The sequence below is a fragment of the Mageeibacillus indolicus UPII9-5 genome (assembly GCF_000025225.2).
GTDB lineage: Bacteria > Bacillota > Clostridia > Saccharofermentanales > Fastidiosipilaceae > Mageeibacillus > Mageeibacillus indolicus.
This window is the reverse complement of sequence record NC_013895.2, coordinates 834,544-852,433: the sequence shown is the minus strand read 5'-3', so window position 1 is coordinate 852,433 and position 17,890 is coordinate 834,544. Positions and strand designations below refer to the sequence as shown.

Annotated in this window: 20 protein-coding genes, 1 tRNA gene, 1 pseudogene and 1 riboswitch; of the genes and pseudogenes, 7 read left to right on the top strand and 15 right to left on the bottom strand. The window is 41.9% G+C overall.

The window, feature by feature from the left end:
- Positions 1–26: 26 nt before the first annotated feature.
- From HMPREF0868_RS03860 to HMPREF0868_RS03850, 3 genes are read right to left on the bottom strand one after another with little or no spacing between them, the layout of a single operon-like run.
- Positions 27–752, bottom strand: coding sequence for a flavin reductase family protein (locus HMPREF0868_RS03860; RefSeq protein ID WP_012993394.1), 726 nt, complete (start codon positions 750–752; stop codon positions 27–29).
- Positions 736–1,833: a methylated-DNA--[protein]-cysteine S-methyltransferase gene (locus HMPREF0868_RS07920; RefSeq protein ID WP_012993393.1), complete on the bottom strand. Its 1,098-nt coding sequence runs from the start codon at positions 1,831–1,833 to the stop codon at positions 736–738. The genes HMPREF0868_RS03860 and HMPREF0868_RS07920 overlap by 17 nt, the downstream gene beginning before the upstream one ends.
- A gap of 19 nt (positions 1,834–1,852) precedes the next feature.
- A complete protein-coding gene (locus HMPREF0868_RS03850) occupies positions 1,853–2,140 on the bottom strand; it encodes a hypothetical protein (protein WP_041705679.1) in 288 nt (95 codons plus the stop codon).
- 211 nt (positions 2,141–2,351) lie between these two features.
- On the opposite strand from HMPREF0868_RS03850, the gene HMPREF0868_RS03845 reads away from it, so the two are divergent.
- Positions 2,352–4,262 (top strand): Rqc2 family fibronectin-binding protein, encoded by a 1,911-nt coding sequence (locus tag HMPREF0868_RS03845; RefSeq protein WP_012993391.1) that lies wholly within the window; start codon positions 2,352–2,354, stop codon positions 4,260–4,262.
- 30 nt (positions 4,263–4,292) lie between these two features.
- Here the strand turns inward: HMPREF0868_RS03845 and HMPREF0868_RS03840 are convergent, their stop codons facing one another.
- The 4 genes from HMPREF0868_RS03840 to ruvC all read right to left on the bottom strand — a co-directional run bounded on the left by HMPREF0868_RS03840 (position 4,293) and on the right by ruvC (position 7,415).
- Entirely contained in the window at positions 4,293–4,976 is a 684-nt protein-coding gene (locus HMPREF0868_RS03840; protein WP_012993390.1) for an epoxyqueuosine reductase QueH, read from the bottom strand.
- A 63-nt stretch (positions 4,977–5,039) separates the two neighbouring features.
- Positions 5,040–6,038, bottom strand: coding sequence for a Holliday junction branch migration DNA helicase RuvB (gene ruvB / locus HMPREF0868_RS03835; protein ID WP_034574390.1), 999 nt, complete (start codon positions 6,036–6,038; stop codon positions 5,040–5,042).
- 171 nt (positions 6,039–6,209) lie between these two features.
- Complete coding sequence (gene ruvA / locus HMPREF0868_RS03830) at positions 6,210–6,830, bottom strand: Holliday junction branch migration protein RuvA (protein WP_012993388.1); 621 nt, start codon at positions 6,828–6,830, stop codon at positions 6,210–6,212.
- A gap of 81 nt (positions 6,831–6,911) precedes the next feature.
- On the bottom strand, positions 6,912–7,415 hold the full coding sequence (gene ruvC, locus HMPREF0868_RS03825) for a crossover junction endodeoxyribonuclease RuvC (protein WP_012993387.1): 504 nt from the start codon (positions 7,413–7,415) through the stop codon (positions 6,912–6,914).
- A gap of 112 nt (positions 7,416–7,527) precedes the next feature.
- Between ruvC and HMPREF0868_RS03820 the strand changes: the two genes are divergently transcribed.
- The gene (locus HMPREF0868_RS03820; protein WP_012993386.1) at positions 7,528–7,944 is read left to right on the top strand and encodes a hypothetical protein; all 417 of its coding nucleotides are present in this window, start codon (positions 7,528–7,530) and stop codon (positions 7,942–7,944) included.
- Here HMPREF0868_RS03820 and HMPREF0868_RS03815 read toward each other — a convergent pair.
- The 4 genes and pseudogenes from HMPREF0868_RS03815 to HMPREF0868_RS03800 form a co-directional block, all read right to left on the bottom strand.
- Positions 7,904–8,688, bottom strand: a pseudogene (locus tag HMPREF0868_RS03815) (YwaF family protein). The gene HMPREF0868_RS03820 and the pseudogene HMPREF0868_RS03815 sit on opposite strands and share 41 nt — an antisense overlap.
- 82 nt (positions 8,689–8,770) lie before the next feature.
- Positions 8,771–8,857 (bottom strand) — tRNA-Leu (locus HMPREF0868_RS03810).
- A 106-nt stretch (positions 8,858–8,963) separates the two neighbouring features.
- Complete coding sequence (locus HMPREF0868_RS03805) at positions 8,964–9,650, bottom strand: sugar transferase (RefSeq protein ID WP_242821321.1); 687 nt, start codon at positions 9,648–9,650, stop codon at positions 8,964–8,966.
- A gap of 62 nt (positions 9,651–9,712) precedes the next feature.
- Positions 9,713–9,970: a thioredoxin family protein gene (locus HMPREF0868_RS03800; RefSeq protein ID WP_012993382.1), complete on the bottom strand. Its 258-nt coding sequence runs from the start codon at positions 9,968–9,970 to the stop codon at positions 9,713–9,715.
- Between the two features lie 174 nt (positions 9,971–10,144).
- On the opposite strand from HMPREF0868_RS03800, the gene HMPREF0868_RS03795 reads away from it, so the two are divergent.
- The 3 genes from HMPREF0868_RS03795 (at position 10,145) to HMPREF0868_RS03785 (ending at position 12,712) form a co-directional block, all read left to right on the top strand.
- The gene (locus tag HMPREF0868_RS03795; RefSeq protein WP_012993381.1) at positions 10,145–11,107 is read left to right on the top strand and encodes a cell wall hydrolase; all 963 of its coding nucleotides are present in this window, start codon (positions 10,145–10,147) and stop codon (positions 11,105–11,107) included.
- Positions 11,100–11,987 carry an HAD hydrolase family protein gene (locus HMPREF0868_RS03790; RefSeq protein ID WP_012993380.1) on the top strand — a complete coding sequence of 296 codons (888 nt, stop codon included), beginning with the start codon at positions 11,100–11,102 and terminating at the stop codon, positions 11,985–11,987. The genes HMPREF0868_RS03795 and HMPREF0868_RS03790 overlap by 8 nt, the downstream gene beginning before the upstream one ends.
- Positions 11,988–12,007: 20 nt before the next feature.
- Positions 12,008–12,121: riboswitch (FMN riboswitch) on the top strand.
- A gap of 42 nt (positions 12,122–12,163) precedes the next feature.
- Entirely contained in the window at positions 12,164–12,712 is a 549-nt protein-coding gene (locus HMPREF0868_RS03785) for an ECF transporter S component (RefSeq protein ID WP_012993379.1), read from the top strand.
- Between the two features lie 73 nt (positions 12,713–12,785).
- Here the strand turns inward: HMPREF0868_RS03785 and HMPREF0868_RS03780 are convergent, their stop codons facing one another.
- A complete protein-coding gene (locus HMPREF0868_RS03780) occupies positions 12,786–13,352 on the bottom strand; it encodes a DUF308 domain-containing protein (RefSeq protein WP_012993378.1) in 567 nt (188 codons plus the stop codon).
- Between the two features lie 127 nt (positions 13,353–13,479).
- Between HMPREF0868_RS03780 and HMPREF0868_RS03775 the strand changes: the two genes are divergently transcribed.
- Together HMPREF0868_RS03775 and HMPREF0868_RS03770 are read left to right on the top strand one after the other, a co-directional pair.
- Positions 13,480–13,737 carry a heavy-metal-associated domain-containing protein gene (locus HMPREF0868_RS03775; protein ID WP_012993377.1) on the top strand — a complete coding sequence of 86 codons (258 nt, stop codon included), beginning with the start codon at positions 13,480–13,482 and terminating at the stop codon, positions 13,735–13,737.
- A 7-nt stretch (positions 13,738–13,744) separates the two neighbouring features.
- Positions 13,745–14,851, top strand: coding sequence for an FAD:protein FMN transferase (locus HMPREF0868_RS03770; protein ID WP_012993376.1), 1,107 nt, complete (start codon positions 13,745–13,747; stop codon positions 14,849–14,851).
- Here HMPREF0868_RS03770 and HMPREF0868_RS03765 read toward each other — a convergent pair.
- From HMPREF0868_RS03765 to def, 3 genes are all read right to left on the bottom strand, one after another.
- Positions 14,848–16,344, bottom strand: coding sequence for a transcription antitermination factor NusB (locus HMPREF0868_RS03765; protein WP_012993375.1), 1,497 nt, complete (start codon positions 16,342–16,344; stop codon positions 14,848–14,850). The genes HMPREF0868_RS03770 and HMPREF0868_RS03765 overlap by 4 nt on opposite strands.
- A 1-nt stretch (position 16,345) precedes the next feature.
- A complete protein-coding gene (gene fmt, locus HMPREF0868_RS03760) occupies positions 16,346–17,317 on the bottom strand; it encodes a methionyl-tRNA formyltransferase (RefSeq protein WP_012993374.1) in 972 nt (323 codons plus the stop codon).
- An 82-nt stretch (positions 17,318–17,399) separates the two neighbouring features.
- Positions 17,400–17,882, bottom strand: coding sequence for a peptide deformylase (gene def, locus HMPREF0868_RS03755; RefSeq protein WP_012993373.1), 483 nt, complete (start codon positions 17,880–17,882; stop codon positions 17,400–17,402).
- Between the last annotated feature and the right edge of the window lie 8 nt (positions 17,883–17,890).

Below are 17,890 nucleotides of genomic sequence, written 5' to 3'. Positions count from 1 at the left end.
CGTAGCAACAACTCATAGGCAAAACGTCAGTTTTTAGTTCGGCGCGAGGCTTTTTTCTTGCTGCGGTCATGCCGGTACCCTTGCTTTCTTTCAGATGAAAATTTTTCCCTACCCTCTCTCGTTGTGGCGGAAATCAAGTGCATGATTTTTTTACTCCGCGCAACCGATATTTTCGATTGGGCAACGCTGTAGCCGAAAAAGCCTATCCATTCGCTGTGGGCGTAATAATTACCATGAAGATAATTTACCAAATCGGTGGTGTATAAGCACAACGCTCCGTTCTTATCCAAAAGTTGCGGCCTGACAAATACATCTTTGATATAGGCAATAAAGCAATCGTGGCTGCCTAGCGTAATTTTTTCCTTAACTTCACAAATCAACGCCACTGGAGACTCGGCCACAGCAGGTGGAAAATCAGGCAAAAGCTTTTCCGGAGTTAAGCCTGTCGCAGCAAATTTATCTAAGTTACGGCCGGACTTAACCCCACAAAAGTCCAAAGCTCTAGTCATTGAAGCTGTTACCAGATTAACAATAAATTTACCGTCAGAAACTATCAGTTCATAAGAATATCTGGATGGCCTCAATGAAATACTCAGCATAGGTGGCTCGGAATTGATTATTCCCGTCCAGCCTATTGTTATCAGGTTGGGCTTTTCCAAGCTGCCGCAGCTTACCAATACCGATGGCAAAGGGCCCAGCAGGGTACCGGGTCCGATTGAAACTTTATTAATAGATTCATTGCTTAGGCTCATCTTTGACTCCTAACAGTTCTTTATCTAATAAGTATGCTTTGATGTTAATTCCATCCTTGTAGCCGACTAGCTTGCCTTTAACGCCAAGAACGCGATGGCAAGGAATCAGGATCGGCAAAGGATTGGCGGCGCAGGCGGCTCCTATGGCCCGCGTAAGATTGCGGGCAGTAACCATTTTTCCGTCTCTTCTAGGATTACTGTAATTATTTTCAGCCAAATAAGCTTCAGCTAATTCAGTATAAGTTGTAGTGTGCCCGTAAGAAACTTTTTGAAGCAAACGCCAAATTATCTGTTGGAATGCCGTTCCTGCGTCCGGATTTATTTTTACGTCAAACTCACGCAATTCATCATGCAAATAAGCATAAATTTGTTCGGCCGCATCTCTTAGTGCAGGTAAATTGATATCGCCTTGGGCTTCAAACAAGTGCTGCTTGACATCTGAATTAAACCGACGCCTTGATATCACCTTGCAGTCTTCGTCAACTATACCCAACCTATAACCTGTTTGAGTAAGCCAAGGATCGACCGAAAGCTGACTGAATTGCAAAAACTCAACTTTTTCAACCCATATGGCTGAGCCGAATACTGCTACAAATCCCGGACCAAAGTCGCCGACGATGTACCATTTAAGTTGCCGATAATCGGATCGTCGCAAAGTCAAAATTCGATAAAGCGAATTTCCTTCGGTATCAAAATAATCACCAAGCGTTGAGCAAGCAAAACCAAGATCGACAAGATCATTAAGCAGTTTAGTTTCTGAAGCTTTAATTGAAAGAAGGTATAAATTATAGGAAGAATTACGACACAAATCTTCTAAAATCAACCGCAGGGCCTGCTTATTCCAAGCCGTGTATTCTCCCCATTTGTCTTCGGTCAGCAGCGGCCCTAAGCTTATGAAAGCACAGTCCGCTGCTCCTGGCCAGGAATTTATCACATAAGGCAAAACTGAATTGTCGGACAACCGCACAGCCGCTGCTTTGCTGCCGCGTTGATGCGCACTACTGAAAACCGCCGACATAAAAGGGATCTTTGTCGGTTCGGTATGATATAATTTACTTAAGACAAGTCTTTCAAGCAACATCTTTGCTCCAAATAAACCGTCATGGTAATTTATCGTTAAGCGAATGCACAGTGGTCGTAGAATCGTCAGACTTATCTTCCGGCAATATCAAATCATTCTCCCGACGCTTGATAAATGTTATTGTCCAAAGAACGATTACCGCCACAACAACCTCAAGTCCCCAAATTATCAGGAATGATTTCAAATTATTGCCGGTAAGCAATATGTCAATAATCAGCAGCAGGATAATGCTGCCTGACACCAACAGAACTTTGCGCATGGGTCCGGTAATAATATATGCCGAAGCGCGTCTTACAATATCCTCCAAAGCCTGCTCACGATCGGCCGTAATTTGACGTTTACCGTATTTACCTCTTCCAGAAACGGTTTTCTTTTTTTTATTGGTTATAGCCGTAATAATGAGCTTCCTTCCTACAAAAATTTACTCTATTATGTTAGCATAAACCTGTAGGCTGCGCAAAGAAAACACTTTCAAAAACCGGAAATTTAGGCTGTTTTATTAAAGGAAAGAGGTAAAAATGCCGTTAGATGGATACACTGTAACTTTTTTAACCGCGGAAATCGCTAAACTAATTGAGGGCGGCCGTATAGACAAGGTACTGCAACCGGAAAGTTATGCTGTAGTTTTGCTTGTTCGTAATCATAATACCAACTTTAGACTTATGCTGAATGCCAATCCAGCTGCACCATATTTTAATCTGATCGATTATGATCCGATAAATCCTAAACAGGCTTACGGTTTTTGTATGTTTTTACGTAAACATTTAGTCGGAGCGCGCATTATAAGCTTTGAGACCCCTGGCCTTGAAAGGCAGATTCGTATGCAAGTGCAGCAAGTAAACGAGTTGGGTGATACGCAAAACCGAATGTTGATGTTTGAACTTATGGGTAGGCACAGCAACATTATTTTTGTCAACGAAAATAATATAATAATGAACGCTTTGCGCTATATTGACAGTTCGGTATCGCGTAAACGGGAAATTTTACCTGCCCATCCTTATTCTCCCCCACCGGCACAGATCAAGCTATCATTGACCCAAATACAAAAGTTTTGGCAGAATTATCCCACTTCCTTAAAAACCTTGCCGAAAGATCACTTAGAAATGAAACTGCCTGACTTTTTACTAGCGCAAGCTCAGGGAATTTCACCTTTTATGGCCAAAGGCTTGGCTGACTCGGTCAGTATGGATAGTCAGCATAAGTTGTACGAACTTAGCGTAGCAGCGGCAGCTAAGTTGGCTGAATTTTTTCTGGATTTACAAAATGGTGTCTACGCACCGACCATATATCATGATCTGGCAAATGATAAATTTGATTTGCACTGTTGCCATTTTAACTTACCAAGCCTCAGTGCCTCTTCAGCAACCAGTTTAATTACAGCTGGGCAGGAAGTTTTCAGAGCCATTGAACGGCAAAGCAATTTTAACCGTTATCAACAGCTCCTAATGGATAAGGCCGAGGCCAAATTGAAAGCATTGAATAAAATCCATAAAATACTGCAAAACGATTTGCGGGATGCTTCCGGCTATGAAAAGCATAAACTTTATGGCGATCTTATTTTTGCAAATTTATATAATTACACAGAAGGATCCGACACACTAATAGCAACGAATTATTTTTCAGAAAATCAGGAACGTGTGAAAATTCCTTTGGCAGTAAATCTAAGTGCCGCTAAAAATGCTCAAGCTTATTTTAGAAAATACAATAAAAATAAGCATAAGTTTGAGATGGCTACAGCTCGTCTGCAAAGCTGCGAAGCTGATCTGGCCTATGTTTCTTCGGTTATTTCGGCTGCAAGCACAGCTGTCGATGCGAATGATCTTAATGCAGTCGAAGAAGAAATGCACCTGTCGAAGATGTTTAACGATAGAAATAAATCAAACAAGGACAAAGCGAACGCTTCATCGAAACACGATCCTTTGTTGCATCCCGGCAAGCCAGGCAAAAAATCTTTGAAGAAGAAAAAAAGCATCAATGTGGCAAAGAAAAAGTTGAATTGCCAGTCCAGCCTTCCCCATTCTCTTCCATTGAGCTACCGAATTGACAATTTGACACTTTGGGTCGGGCGGAACAATTTGCAAAATGACCGACTCACCTTAAAATCGGCAGCTAAAGACGATTTGTGGTTTCATCGAAAAGATGCACCCGGCGCACATGTGATATTGCGTACTAGCGAAAAATCAGGTGAAGTTAATCAGGCTACCGTTGCTGAAGCAGCCGCAATATGTGCTTGGTTCAGCATTAAAAATTCTGACCGTACGCAATTGGGGAGCCTAATGAATCTGGAAAAAGTTGCCGTTGACTATTGCCCGATTTCACATGTCAGCAAACCCAAGGGCAGCAAGCCTGGTCGCGTGATTTATCGTGAATACAATACATTGTATGTTGTTCCCAAGGCCCCTGAGGAACAGGATTCTATGCTCAGCTAGCATGACTGTTGTTGATAAGAAAGGCTGCGATTAATGTTGATAGCCAGGGCGTGGGAAAGGCAGGTTTTCCAAGGGATAGGCTATTTCAGCGGCGATTTTAGCAGAGTAATCACTTTCCGCCAGCGAAAATATGCAACCGCAAAACTTCTGTCTATACAAGCCATCTCGTTTCGCCATATCCTGTCCATAGTGGTAGCCCGGTCGGAAATCAAACCCGTAAAATCTAAGGTTGAATTTTTTCGCCGCGAGCTTGCCCAGCTGTAAGATTAAAGGTCGGTTCTGGTAAGGACTGACCAATAAGGACGTGGAAAAGCCTTCATAGCCAAGCTCAGCTGCTTTGGCAGCGGTTTGATACAGGCGCACGGCATAGCAAATCCGGCAATGACCGGCCTTGTCTCGTTTTACAAAAGACCGCCACCTCTCTTCTTCGGAATCACCGGCAGTAAGGAACTTGAATTTATGCTTAACGTTTAGTTCGTTCAGCCCACCCAGACGCCGCTCCCATTCCAGTGTCGGATGAATATTAGGATTATAAAAATAGCCTTGCGGTTCAATACCGTGCACGCGTAAATAGTATAATGGCCATTCTGTACATGGAGCGCAGCAGCAGTGAAAGAATATTTTTTTCGGCAAAACACTTCCGTCTTGAACGAATACCGGTGCTCCACGCTCAACTACCGCGTGTGGTTCATAAAAAAAGTCAGTATCAATCATTTTTTCTCAGCATCCTTGTTTCCTTCAATTTCCTTCAACTCATTTCAACTCACTTCGAGTACCTTATGATCCTTGATAGTTATCAGGAACAGGTCGGTTAACATGCTTAAAAGCAGCGGGAGTAAGCACCCTTCCTCGCGGCGTTTTGGACAAAAAGCCCAATTGCATCAAATAAGGTTCATACATATCTTCTATCGTATTACGATCTTCGCCAGTAATCGCGGCAATTGTATCCAAACCTACCGGACCGCCATGATAAAAGTCAATAATTTTAATAAGTATGTTGCGATCAGTCTCATCCAAACCGAGCTCATCTATACACAAGGCTTTCAAACCATTTTCTGCTATAGTCCGCGTAACGGTAGAAGTCGAAGCCACCTGAGCAAAATCGCGCAAACGACGCAGCAGTCTGATAGCTATGCGCGGAGTCCCCCGCGAACGTTCCGCAAGGCAAGTTACTGCTTCTTCGGTAATCCCAATGTGCATTATCTCGGCGTCACGTTTGAGGATTGCCGCCAAATCTTTGACATCGTACAGCTCCAGCCGATTGATGACGCCGAATCGATCACGCAAAGGCGCAGACAGGTTTCCCGCCTTGGTTGTTGCTCCAACAAGAGTAAAAGGAGCCAAATCAAGCCGCACTGAACGAGCTGACGGCCCCTTGCCAATCATAAGATCAAGCACACGGTCCTCCATAGCTGGATATAGAATCTCTTCAACACTGTGATTGAGCCGATGAATTTCATCAATAAAAAGCACGTCCCGTGGTTGCAGATTAGTCAATATTGCCGCAAGATCCCCCGCTTTTTCAATGGCCGGGCCACTTGTAATTCGCAGATTACTTTTCATTTCTCCGGCTATGATCCCGGCCAAAGTGGTTTTGCCAAGCCCGGGCGGGCCATAAAGCAACACATGATCAAGCGCTTCATTCCGTTCTAAAGCTGCCTGAATAAAAACCTGCAAATTTGCTTTCACCTTATCCTGCCCGTAATAATCAGACCATACGAGAGGCCTTAAACTTGGTTCATCCCTATCCTCGTTAATCCTTCGATAGGCCACCATTCTGTCCGGCTCATCATTGTCGGACGAATAGTAATCCCCGCTGTTTTCCCGGCAATAGTCTGAATCATCGGATAAAAACATATCATCATTTTCGTTTTGTCTGTTATCATACATATTCATTTTCTACCCTGCAATGCAATAAAATTAGCATCTTCCAATCAATTATAGCTGTTACTGAAAAGTCCTATCAAAGCCGCGTAAAGCCAAGCGAATATTTTGATTTAAATCTAATTCAGGGTCAAACACGGCCTTAGCCTGCTTAACTGATGTCTTATAATCATAGCCTAGTAAAGTTAAAGCCTCAACAACTGCACTAAAGTCATCGGCTACATCAATGGTATCCTCCTGTGTCTCTAGTGAAGTTAAACCGGTTGAAGCCTTAGCTGACGGTGAACCTGCTTTTTTCAATTTGTCACGCAAATCGATTACTAGCCGTTCAGCATTTTTCTTCCCCAAACCTTTAATTGACGTTAAAATTTTTAGATCATTGCGCAAAATTGCTAAAGCAAACTGTTCAGGGGTTATGCTGCCCAAAATTTGCAATGCCAGCTTCGGACCTATTTTATTTACTCCTATTAGCATTTTAAAAAGATTTAATTGTTCTTGAGAGGCAAAGCCATAAAGTTCAAAAATATCTTCTCTGACATACAAATAAGTAAATACCTTTACTTTATCACCTGCCGTCCAAGCTGGTAATTTGGGCATCAGCAGTGTGTAGCCGATGCCGTTACACTCGATAACTACACTGCCTGCGTCCACATATTTATACTCACCATTTATATAAGCGTACATGCCATCCTCCTGCAACATTCCCAGTTATATTTAATTTCTATTTATCTCACGATACATAAATCTAGTCATGTCAGTATAGGTTTATTGATATCCTCCCACTGCTCGAAAATCGACCCGCGGACCCGTGTGGGCCTGACAAACGGCTATGGCCAAAGCATCAGCGGCATCATCAGGTTTCGGCATTTCATCCAGGTGCAAGAGTAGCTTTACCATTGACTGAACCTGCCGCTTTTCCGATTTACCATACCCCGTAACTGCCAGCTTGACCTGTAACGGCGTATACTCAAACACTGGAATTTTATATTGCGCAGCGGCCAGTAAAGCTATTCCTCGGGCTTCGGCAGTTCCGATAGCTGTCGTAGTATTGCGGGCAAAAAATAGCTCCTCCACCGCCAAGACGGCCGGATTATATTCACGCATGATTGCAATTAATCCGGTGTGAATCTTGTAGAGTCGTCGTTCAATCGGCATTCTGGCCGGAGTTGTCAGCACCCCGAAATCAAGCGGATTTAATCGATTGTTCTTGGTTTCCAATATTCCATAGCCGGTGATTGCATAGCCAGGATCGACACCCATAATTATCATAATACTAGTCACCTATTCGTAGTCACGTATGTTTTTTATTATTCTTTGACAATATCTGCTACAATTATAACTAATTATTAACGTCAAGTCATGTAGATGGAAAGGGCAGACAATGCAAGTCTTAATTTTAGTTTTTCCGTATGCAGGTCGTCGTTGCCAACAGCTTTACCCTCGCTTTCAGCCGACGCCCAAGAATTTATTGGCTGCCTTAAAAACTTGCGAAAATGATTTGTTTGCTCATTCTTCGCATTTTTCGCCTGCTTTAAGCTGTCATTGGGAATGGAACCGTATTCCCCACGATACGGTTGCCGAATTTATGGCCGCATTGCCAACGAGTACAGTTTGGGGTAAAGCAAAAATAAGCTGTAATCAAAATTGGTATTCACCTTATTGGCAAAACATAGATTTTACCGACCAGTATCGCTCAATTCTGGCTAAATATGCTCCGGATAAAATATATGTCATAGGCAGTTTAAACTACTTTTTGCTTAAGCGGATACTTGTTTCCCATGAATATACTGCCATATAGCACGGTTAAACAACCAAAATATTGTCAACAGTATAGCATAACCGAAAACAATGATTAATGTATGCCAGACATAGGCCAAACTACCTATATAACTTTCTATTACCGGAACGTTGGTGAAATAGCCATAGTTCTCGCCGGTACAACGATCAAAAATCGCTAAAGCAATATTAAAAACGAAGAGAAACGCTTGCATATTCAGCCAATCACGGAAATCTGGTCGACTAGACCATTTGAATAATACACAAAAACAATTGAAAGCAGGGCCAAATGTCCTATAACATAGGTGTAATTGGTGACATGAGGGAAAAGAAAATTATCCGGCTGGGGTACCACAAAAGCCATCCAGGTCCCTACGGAGCCAACAGTTACGGACCATTGTTCAAGCGCACGAATTTTTTTGTAAACATTTAAACGTTGCAACGCAAATAGTATAACAAATATTATAGTAGCGAACCTGCAATGATATATCGGTAAAGCATCATGGAATTGACCGATGTATATGTACCAAGTGTAGAGGAATATTATTACTGATAAAAGGACAGCGTTGGTTACACCGTCAATTCTACGAATGACCTTAGCTTGCTTATCGACGGTATATTTGTGACTTAATTTGCGGCAGTACAAAAGCCCAGTGATAAAAAAGGCCAAGAAAATCAAAAGTAAAATGCAATGAATAAGAGTAAAGAGTATCGGCTTCGCATCCGGTGTCGCTCTGTAAAAATAGGCAAAAAAGTTAGCTGACATATCGAGCACAAGACCTCATACCATAGTTTAAGCAAAAGCTACAATACTATACAAAAAAACCGAATCACTTGTGTAATTCGGTTGGTGCGGTCGACAGGACTTGAACCTGCACGGATGTTACTCCATAGCGACCTCAACGCTACGTGTCTGCCAGTTCCACCACGACCGCAATTGCGATAGGGTGATTTTATCACACTGGAAAATTAAATTCAATAGTCTGAAACCGCTGAACCATATCAATTTTGAGCAAGTTTGCAGGATTGGCAAAAACAAGGTTAAAACGCCACATCATCTTTGCGAAAGACAACCAAAAAAGTTTGAAAGAAGATTTTTAAGTCAGTTTTAAAGCTTAAACCGCGCAAATACTCGCAATCGAGGTGTATTTTTTGATCGATTTCCATCAAATCCCTGCCTCTGATTTGAGCCAATCCGGTTATCCCCGGCCGTAGCTGATATATTCCATTGTATTTACGCAAATAATCCATATCTTTTTCTTTCGGGATCAGCGGACGCGGACCGATTAAACTCATCTTCCCTTGTAAAACATTCAATAGTTGCGGCAATTCATCCAAACTTGTCCGGCGAAGGACCTTCCCTACTTTCGTAATATAAGATTCCGAATTGCGCATTTCAAATGTTGATACATTTTTTGGTGCATTGACAAACATTGTACGGAATTTACAAATATTAAATAAGGTTCCGCCTCTGCCCACGCGCTGTTGGCGAAAAAATATGGGCAAACCGGATTCAAAGGCAATGATGAATGAAATTACAATAAAAACCGGTAAGAGATGTATAATGGCTAGTGATGCGATTATTATGTCCAAAAGACGCTTTAGAAAAATATTGTATAAATATTGAGACCTGGTAAGTACATAGGGCTTAATTTCCAGTAATAGTTGTAAACGTTGTAAGTCATCATACGAAAATAAGTCATTGCTGTTTCTGTATTCCGTGTTCACGTACGCCTCCACCGATTTTCTTGAAGATATTTAAGCCTAAATCGGTAAATATTGCAATGGTACTAAAGTGCCGAGCGCAAAATATTTTCTACTTTTGACTTATCAACAATCCCTTCATGTTTTTTTACACCGTTAACATAAAAAGCAGGCACGTAGTAATAATCGTAACAATCGGCAAGTGCCGGTTCAACCGCCTCGTCAATAATTTCAACCTCGATTCCGGACAGCTCAGGATACGCACTTTTCAATTCAGAAAGCATCTTTTGTGCCTTTTTACAAAATGGGCAGTCTTTTAGGATAAAAATAGTTACTTTTTGCATAATAAAGCTCCTTTAATTTATAAAACAACTTGCCAAATCACGTCAAATATATTATAACACTAGCAGGACACATATCTGTGATTACTGTTACATTCGATTACAAGTACGTTACAGCGATGCAATGCATTCGTAAAGTGGATGCACAGCAAGTTAAATGTTAAATAAGAGGTAAATTTGGCCAACGCATTGTTGAAAAAAATATTTGTTTCAGCTTTAATCGCCGCGATCGCAATTCCCGGCATAGTTGCTTTGAGATATGCTTTTCCTCCGATCCAAGCTGTTGCCGTCGGAAAGATAGCCTTGTCCGATAAGACAATGGATCTTCTGGTTCGTCCTGCCGTTTCTGCCAAAGATGCCTATTTGATAAGTGATGACAAAGCATTACTTTTGCAAGCGGATAATACAAACAGTTCACCTGATGTCGTAGTTAATGCTGACGATCTGTTTTACCGTAGTGAACTTAAATTCCCTCACCGCGCCAGAATTAGCGGAATGGCTGATTCATCTTGGCAAGATTTAGCCTGTCGTTACTATGATGACCCCGGCAAAGGGGATCTTATTGCCGCCAATAACCCTACCATTCGGCCCAATGAATTGATCAACGGTGTAGTAGTTACCATACCTTCACCGGATAATACCGCCTCAATTTCAGAAGCTATCTTAACTGGAAAAATTAATACAACTCCATCAGATAATCTTTTGAGTCCGACTGGCAAATTAAATGTAACTGCTCAAGAGTTCGATCTCTTTGTAAGAGTTATTGCCGCCGAATGCGGTGCCAATTGGGATTACAAAGGTGTGCGCATGGTTGCGGAGAGTATCGTCAACCGAGCGCGTAAAACTCACAAAAATCTATACGATGTTATTATGCAACCTGGGCAGTATTCAGTTATCGCCTCGAGAGCTTATCTTATCTCTAAGCCTTCAGCCTTGCATCGCCAAGCGGCAGTTGATTCACTTTACGGGAACAATTTCTTACCAGCAAATGTTGAATTCTTTTGTACCAAAAAAGCTTATGACGATACCGATTGGTTCCATAATCTGAAAATTTTTGACGTTTATGATAACACAGTTTTTATGTCGGTTGACAAGACCGTTGCCCCAGCCGCCAAAAATGCGCCGTCAGATAATGATTGAAAGAAAATTCACGTTACCTAAATTGGCCGGTAATTTATATGTTACCGATCTTGACGGCACCCTCTTGAATACTGAAGGGAAATTATCGACAAGTGCAATTAAAAGGTTGAATTTTCTTCTGCCGCGTATGAACATAACTTTTGCTACCGCTAGAGAATACGCAGCCGCCATGCCGCCCTTGGCACAATTAGATATCAACTTGCCTTTAGTTGTAGCTAACGGCGCTTTTATTTATGACCCTGAGACTGGTTCGCCAATTGAAGCATGCTATCATTCCCAAGCCACATTGATATACTTAGACGCTCTTTTCAGACAGTGCTACCCGCTCACGCCACATGTCCATACTCGTATCGCCAACCGTGACATAGTTATATTTTATCCGGAATCACTTTCTGATGGAGGTAAATACTATGCAGATCATGCTCAAAATCCAGAGCGATTCCGTCTGCTCCCTGGCCCGGTCGCTAAGGCAAAACTAGATAATTTATATGCAGGAGATGTGTATTGCATAAATTTAATTGACAGTTATTCAGTACTTTTACCAATATATGAGGAACTAAAAAACAAATCAGAACTTTTTATTCTCTTTCAGCAAGAGTTATATCGCCCCGAATGGTGGTTGGCTGTCTATCCCGCAACCGCGCATAAAGGTTTAGCACTTAACAAATTAAAAAATTTGATTCCTGGGATAAAACGTGTCATCACCTTCGGTGATACAGACAACGATCTACCTTTACTTACCGCTTCAGATTACGGCATTGCGGTCGCAAACGCTTCCGACGTACTCAAAACAAAGGCCAATCTTGTTATCGGCGCAAACTATGAAGAGGCGGTAATCAATTATTTATGGCATGAATATTTGACAAACTATCCTGATTAGATTATTATGTAGAAAAAATATATGGTCTTCGGGGCAGGGTGCAATTCCCTACCGGCGGTTACAGTCCGCGAGCGCAAGCAGAGCCCGGTGAAATTCCGGCACCGACAGTATAGTCTGGATGGAAGAAGGCATGTTCTACTCCTGGTGAAGACTGTATCTTTGAAAGGAGCTTTTTTATGGAAAAAACTAAACTAAAAACCCTGACTACCGTTGCTGTTCTATCAGCTTTGGCCTACGTCTCAACGGTAATTATTCGCATCCCCCTAATTCCCGGTATGGAATTTCTGAAATTTGACCCTAAAGATATGCTTATTATAATAATCGGCTTTTTAGTCGGGCCGCTTTATTCAATAATATCTTCTTTAGCCGTAAGCTTTATCGAAATGATTACGGTAAGCAGTACCGGCATTATCGGATTTATTATGAATGTGCTTTCAACCGTAGCCTTTATCCTACCGGCCACCATTCTTTACCGAAAAAAGCGCTGCCTGAAATCAGCGATTATAGGATTGGTGATCGGCGTTTTACTCATGACCGCAATAATGATACTTTGGAACTATATATTGACTCCTATTTATACGGGATGGCCCAGGGCTAAAGTTGCTGCTTTATTGGTGCCAGCCATTCTCCCCTTTAACTTGATCAAAGGCGGTATAAATATGATTTTGACATTGTTATTGTATAAACCGCTCAGCAAAACTTTAAAGTCATTTAAAATTAACTAAGTCACATAAGAAAAAGGATATCGGCGGCAGTATCACCGGTGTCCTTTTTCAATTCAAATATTTGCCAATTATTTTATTTTCGAGGGAAAGCCTTTATTTCTTTCAGTTTATTCATCAGAAAACTTGGGACATTCAAATGTTGGGCCGAATAGGCTATCAATTCGAAGCCGAGGATGACAACATGATGTGAAAAGTTTTCGGCCGGATCAATCAGCAAGAATACACCCAGGAAAATATTTGCTATCCCCCAGAAAACTTTAAGCAGCCATTTTTGTTTGATATAAGCATAATAAATGGATTGATCAAAAAGTCTAGCTCCTTTAATTATACCGAGCAATCCCCAAACATAGCCCATAAATTCGATGGCATTATCACGTTTAAACAGAATTATCGAACCTACCACTACCATCATCAGCGAAGTAGCCATATCTACATTAGCAAGTTCACTATAAGTTTTATGACGAATTGCTTCAAGATGTGAATATATCCCACCAAGTATCATCAACGTTCCCAATAACAGCGGCGCATAATCCGTCATAATATACGGTTCTACAATGCACGCAACACCAATTAATGGGAAAATATACGGTACTGCTATTTTAAAAAATTCTTCTAAATACGGTGTCGGAGCGGATACCATACTCATCCTCCCTTTTTCAAGCTATAATTTCACGCTTTTAAAGTCTAACAGATGAGGAATGATCCGTCCACGGCAGTAGCTTTTTGAGGCAAAAAAAGTTAAAATAAGTTGTACGTGGAGGAATAATATGAGTCTTTTCGGCATTAAACCTAATAATAACAAATATGAAATTACTTTACATGTAAAAGGCATGATGTGTAGTCATTGTGAAGCAATGGTCAATAAAGCTTTAGATGTTATTCCGGGAATTATATCCCACTCAGCTGCAGCAGCTACCGGTGAAGTTCGTATAATCGCCGGGGAAGTTTTAAGCGAAGAAATGTTGGCCGGGGCTGTTACCGGTCTTGGCTATCAACTTATTGATTATCAAATTCGGAAGCTGTAATACGTTTATGAAAACATTTAAAAATACATTTAAAACTGCGCTAGTTATTACGCTTGCGCTTAGTTTAATTTTACCGCTTTTTGCTTGCAAGGAAAAAACTTCAGGATCAGGATCAGCATCAGGTAATTCCTTGTATCAGCAATATTTCGATGTCTTTGACACTGTAGTTACATTATCAGCTAATGGCTATCAAACTGAAGAATTTGAGGCCGCCTGTCAAGACCTACACAAAGAAATGCAGCGTTATCATCATCTGCTGGACATTTATCACACCTATGACGGAGTTACCAATCTAAAATCAATCAATGACGCGGCGGCTGAAGGATCGGCCAACCATATAAAAGTTGATCCAGAATTGATGCATTTTTTAAAAGAATCCAAAAAAATATATAATATAACAAGCGGTGCCACCAATATAGCCTTGGGCAGCGTAATTGATCTGTGGCATCGCGAAAGAATAGCAGCTTTGGACCATCCTGATAAAGCGAAACTGCCTGATGAAGCAAGTTTAAAAGCCGCCGGCAAACATATTAATATTGATGATTTAGTATTAGATACAGAAAATAATGAAGTCAGTGTTAAAGATCGAAATCTGCGGTTGGACGGCGGCGCTATCGCTAAAGGATACATCGCCGATCGATTGGCCGACTACGCAATCAGCAAGCACTATAACCATTTCCTGTTAAATATTGGTGGGAATATCAAGGCTGTTGGAAGCAAAGATGCTGCGGGAACTCCTTGGAGTGTGGCTATTCAAAATCCTGAAAAAGAAGCTCCCAATCCTTATTTGTTGGTGCTCAATTTAGTAGATACGACCTTAGTTACTAGCGGAATTTATGAGAGATTTTATATTTTTCACGGCAAATGCTATCACCATATAATTGACCCGGCAACCTTATTTCCTTCCGACCGTTTTAAAAGCGTTTCGGTTTTTACACACAGCTCTACCTTGGCTGACGGACTTACAACCGGTCTATTTAATATGGATTTAGCTGCCGGGCAAAGTTTAGTTGCCAAGCTAGATGACGTGGAAGCTGTCTGGGTGGATCATAACGGTAAAGTAACCTATTCTCCCGGCTTAAAAAAGTATATAAAAACAAATTATGTCGATTAAGTTTTCAAAAGTTGTTTTTTCAAGTTTTTCTTTCTTTGCAATAAACTTATGAAAAACCCTTCACATCCGTCACGTGCCGGCAATAAATTAAGCTTCCCTGCGGATAAGTTTTTTCGCTCAACCTCGTCGAGCCGATCGACGAAGGATACAGGTAAATACGGGGTCAGATCAACCGGGGTAAATTCTTGCCCTTCAGCACTTTCCAAGAAAGTGTTAACTTGTCCTTCATTTTCATCCCAATTTAACGTACAAGTACTGTACAGCAGATATCCTTGAGCGGCTGTAAGTAAACTTGCCGTCCGTAAAATTTCGGCTTGCAACGGCAAAAGGCGGCAAATTTTTTCATAATTCATATTCCATCGCAATTCCGGCTTACGGGCCAAAACACCCAAGCCGCTACACGGGACATCGGCAATTACCAAAGCTGCTTTGCCGCTACAACGAATGATTGGCTCAGCTTTTCTGTCGGTGGCATCCACCACGGCAGTTTTAATTTCTGGAAGACCCAAGCGAGATAAATTATCAATCAGGGCATCCAATCTAGCCTGATTAATGTCCCAAGCTTCTACAAAAGATGCAATCGATTGTTCATTAGTGTAGGTCGAGGTCGGCAAATTACCAGAACTAGGCGACTTATTACTCAGCAGCAAACGCTCAAGCACATGAGTGATTTTGCCGCCAGGAGCTGCGCATAGATCAATAACCAGATGATTATCATCCGGATGTGTGGGTATAGGGGCAATCATTCCGACCAGCATTGCGCCTATTCCCTGAACAAAAAATTTTCCAACTTTAAATGCAGGCAATTCGGTGAGCGATGCGCCTTTTAAGTTTAATTTCAGGACGTGGTCAAAATATGGATGTGCTTCAGCGGCCACTGAATAAAGTTTAAGTTCGTTGATCAAAGAAATTACATTAGACCGGCATCTGTTCACTCGTACAGTTAAATCAGGGGGCATAAGTAAGGCTTGTAATTCAATTTTAGCCTGCTCAATTCCGAATCGTTTTTTAAAGTAGCCTGCCAGTTCCGGCAACAAAGAGTATTGTAAGGCTAAATTTCCGGGCGGAATACAGACGGGATGGCTGACTTCCGCACGCATAACGGCATTAGCAAAATCAACCATTCCCTGATGACGATATTTTTTAACTAATTTACAACATTCATTCACAACCGCAGTTTCAGGTAAATTGCGACTATAGCGCAACTGCCAAACCGCGGTTCGTAATACACTTTTCAGCCACGGATCGAGCTTCTCAAGGCCTATTTTGCAATGCTTGCCCAAAACATAGTCAATTGTATACAGATAGGTCATCGTACCATAAACAATAGCCACGGCAAGATTTCGTTCCGGCAAGCTTAAAAAGTTTACCGTTTGGCGTAAAACCGGGTCAAACGAAGCCATATCGTGCAACGCGAGGCAATGATAAATAACTTGAGCTGCCGCTTCACGGCCATTATCAGGTTGTTTTAAACGGATTCCTGAATAAAGCACTTCAATTTTCCTCTAGAACGAAACTGCTTCCAACGGCAAAGTTATGGGCACAGTCGCGTGCATCAAGGCGTTTCCCACCGGTGAACTGTAATTCATCTAAGGCCAAGATACCATCACCGGTGCCGACCCACAGTTCTCCCTTGGGTGCCGGTAGAATCTCCCCCGGGAAATACTTCGCTATATTATACTTACCGACCTCGGCAGAGTGAGTATCTATCACGTGTGAACGATAAATTTTGAGTCTCTTGCCGTTGTAACCGGTGTAAGCCCCCGGCCATGGATCGGTACCGCGAACCAAGTTGAAAATCGTTCGAGCTGATCTGGTGAAGTCGATCTTACCGACTGAACGATCCAATAGGGATACATACGTGGCTTTTGTCTCATCTTGCGGTATTTCGGAGATTTTTCCCGCCACCAAATCTTTAATAGTGCCAGGTAAGACGGTACCACCCAATTTGCCCAATTCCGTCATCAATGTTGCAACATTGTATTCGTCCTTTAGAGGTATGCTTGCTTGACGTAAAATATCGCCGGCATCCATGGCCATGGTCATACGTAGTATAGTAATCCCAGTTATTTCGTCACCATTAATAATTGATTGTTGTACCGGAGAAGCCCCGCGATATCGCGGTAATAGTGAGCCATGCACATTAATACAACCTAAACGAGGTAAATCAAGAATATTCTGGGGGAGGATCCGTCCATAAGCCGCAGTAACGATAAGGTCCGGTCTGTAATCAGCCAAATTCTCCTGAAATTCCGCAGTCTTAATTTTTACCGGTTGCAAAACAGGAATATTATTAGCTACAGCAAGTTCTTTAACTGGGGTAGGCAGGATGACTTGTTTACGCCCCCAAGGCTTATCCGGCTGTGAAACACAAAGAACCGGCTTGAGGTCGGCTTCTATCAATGCTTGAAGTGAATAAGTCGCATATTCCGGGGTTCCCATAAAAATTATTCGTAAATCAGTCATGCATTACCTGCCCAAATTTTAATCTAGTTTATTTCCGATATACCGATGCTGTCGGCCTTACGTCGTTTCGGGTAACGAAGTACTACTTCTGCTTAAAGCGCGCTGCTTCTTCCTCCGAAATTACCAAATCCTTGAATAGAATTCCATTCAAGTGGTCAGTCTCATGCGAAATACAAATTGCACCCAAGCCAGTAGCTGTCTGTTCAAACTGCTTGCCGTTCCGGTCGAAGGCTCTAACCGTAACTTTAGCCGGTCTTATCACTTCGCCCCAAAATCCAGGCAAACTAAGGCAGCCCTCTTGATTGCATTGGCTGCCCTGTCTATCAATTATCTCGGGGTTTATATAGACTTTAAGCCCCTTCCCGTCTTGTAAATCAATAACAAATATGCGTTTTAGTATGCCGACTTGAACCGCCGCCAAACCTACCCCGTTACCAGTTGCATATAATGTATCAATCATATCATCAACGATCTGCTGAATCTTAGGATCAGCTATATTATCCACCGGTCGCGCCTTTTTGCGTAACCTGTCATCTCCATCAACAATTATTTCTCTTACTGCCATAAGTAATC

Bases quoted from the DNA above. Each gene is read 5' to 3' on its own strand.
- HMPREF0868_RS03840 (WP_012993390.1), bottom strand. From the start codon at position 4,976: ATGATTGATACTGACTTTTTTTATGAACCACACGCGGTAGTTGAGCGT.
- ruvC (WP_012993387.1), bottom strand. From the start codon at position 7,415: ATGATAATTATGGGTGTCGATCCTGGCTATGCAATCACCGGCTATGGA.
- ruvA (WP_012993388.1), bottom strand. From the start codon at position 6,830: ATGTACGCTTATATAAATGGTGAGTATAAATATGTGGACGCAGGCAGT.
- HMPREF0868_RS03785 (WP_012993379.1), top strand. From the start codon at position 12,164: ATGGAAAAAACTAAACTAAAAACCCTGACTACCGTTGCTGTTCTATCA.
- HMPREF0868_RS03800 (WP_012993382.1), bottom strand. From the start codon at position 9,970: ATGCAAAAAGTAACTATTTTTATCCTAAAAGACTGCCCATTTTGTAAA.
- ruvB (WP_034574390.1), bottom strand. From the start codon at position 6,038: ATGGTGGCCTATCGAAGGATTAACGAGGATAGGGATGAACCAAGTTTA.
- HMPREF0868_RS03845 (WP_012993391.1), top strand. From the start codon at position 2,352: ATGCCGTTAGATGGATACACTGTAACTTTTTTAACCGCGGAAATCGCT.
- fmt (WP_012993374.1), bottom strand. From the start codon at position 17,317: ATGACTGATTTACGAATAATTTTTATGGGAACCCCGGAATATGCGACT.
- HMPREF0868_RS03820 (WP_012993386.1), top strand. From the start codon at position 7,528: ATGCAAGTCTTAATTTTAGTTTTTCCGTATGCAGGTCGTCGTTGCCAA.
- HMPREF0868_RS03780 (WP_012993378.1), bottom strand. From the start codon at position 13,352: ATGGTATCCGCTCCGACACCGTATTTAGAAGAATTTTTTAAAATAGCA.
- HMPREF0868_RS03790 (WP_012993380.1), top strand. From the start codon at position 11,100: ATGATTGAAAGAAAATTCACGTTACCTAAATTGGCCGGTAATTTATAT.
- HMPREF0868_RS07920 (WP_012993393.1), bottom strand. From the start codon at position 1,833: ATGTTGCTTGAAAGACTTGTCTTAAGTAAATTATATCATACCGAACCG.
- HMPREF0868_RS03770 (WP_012993376.1), top strand. From the start codon at position 13,745: ATGAAAACATTTAAAAATACATTTAAAACTGCGCTAGTTATTACGCTT.
- HMPREF0868_RS03775 (WP_012993377.1), top strand. From the start codon at position 13,480: ATGAGTCTTTTCGGCATTAAACCTAATAATAACAAATATGAAATTACT.
- HMPREF0868_RS03860 (WP_012993394.1), bottom strand. From the start codon at position 752: ATGAGCCTAAGCAATGAATCTATTAATAAAGTTTCAATCGGACCCGGT.
- def (WP_012993373.1), bottom strand. From the start codon at position 17,882: ATGGCAGTAAGAGAAATAATTGTTGATGGAGATGACAGGTTACGCAAA.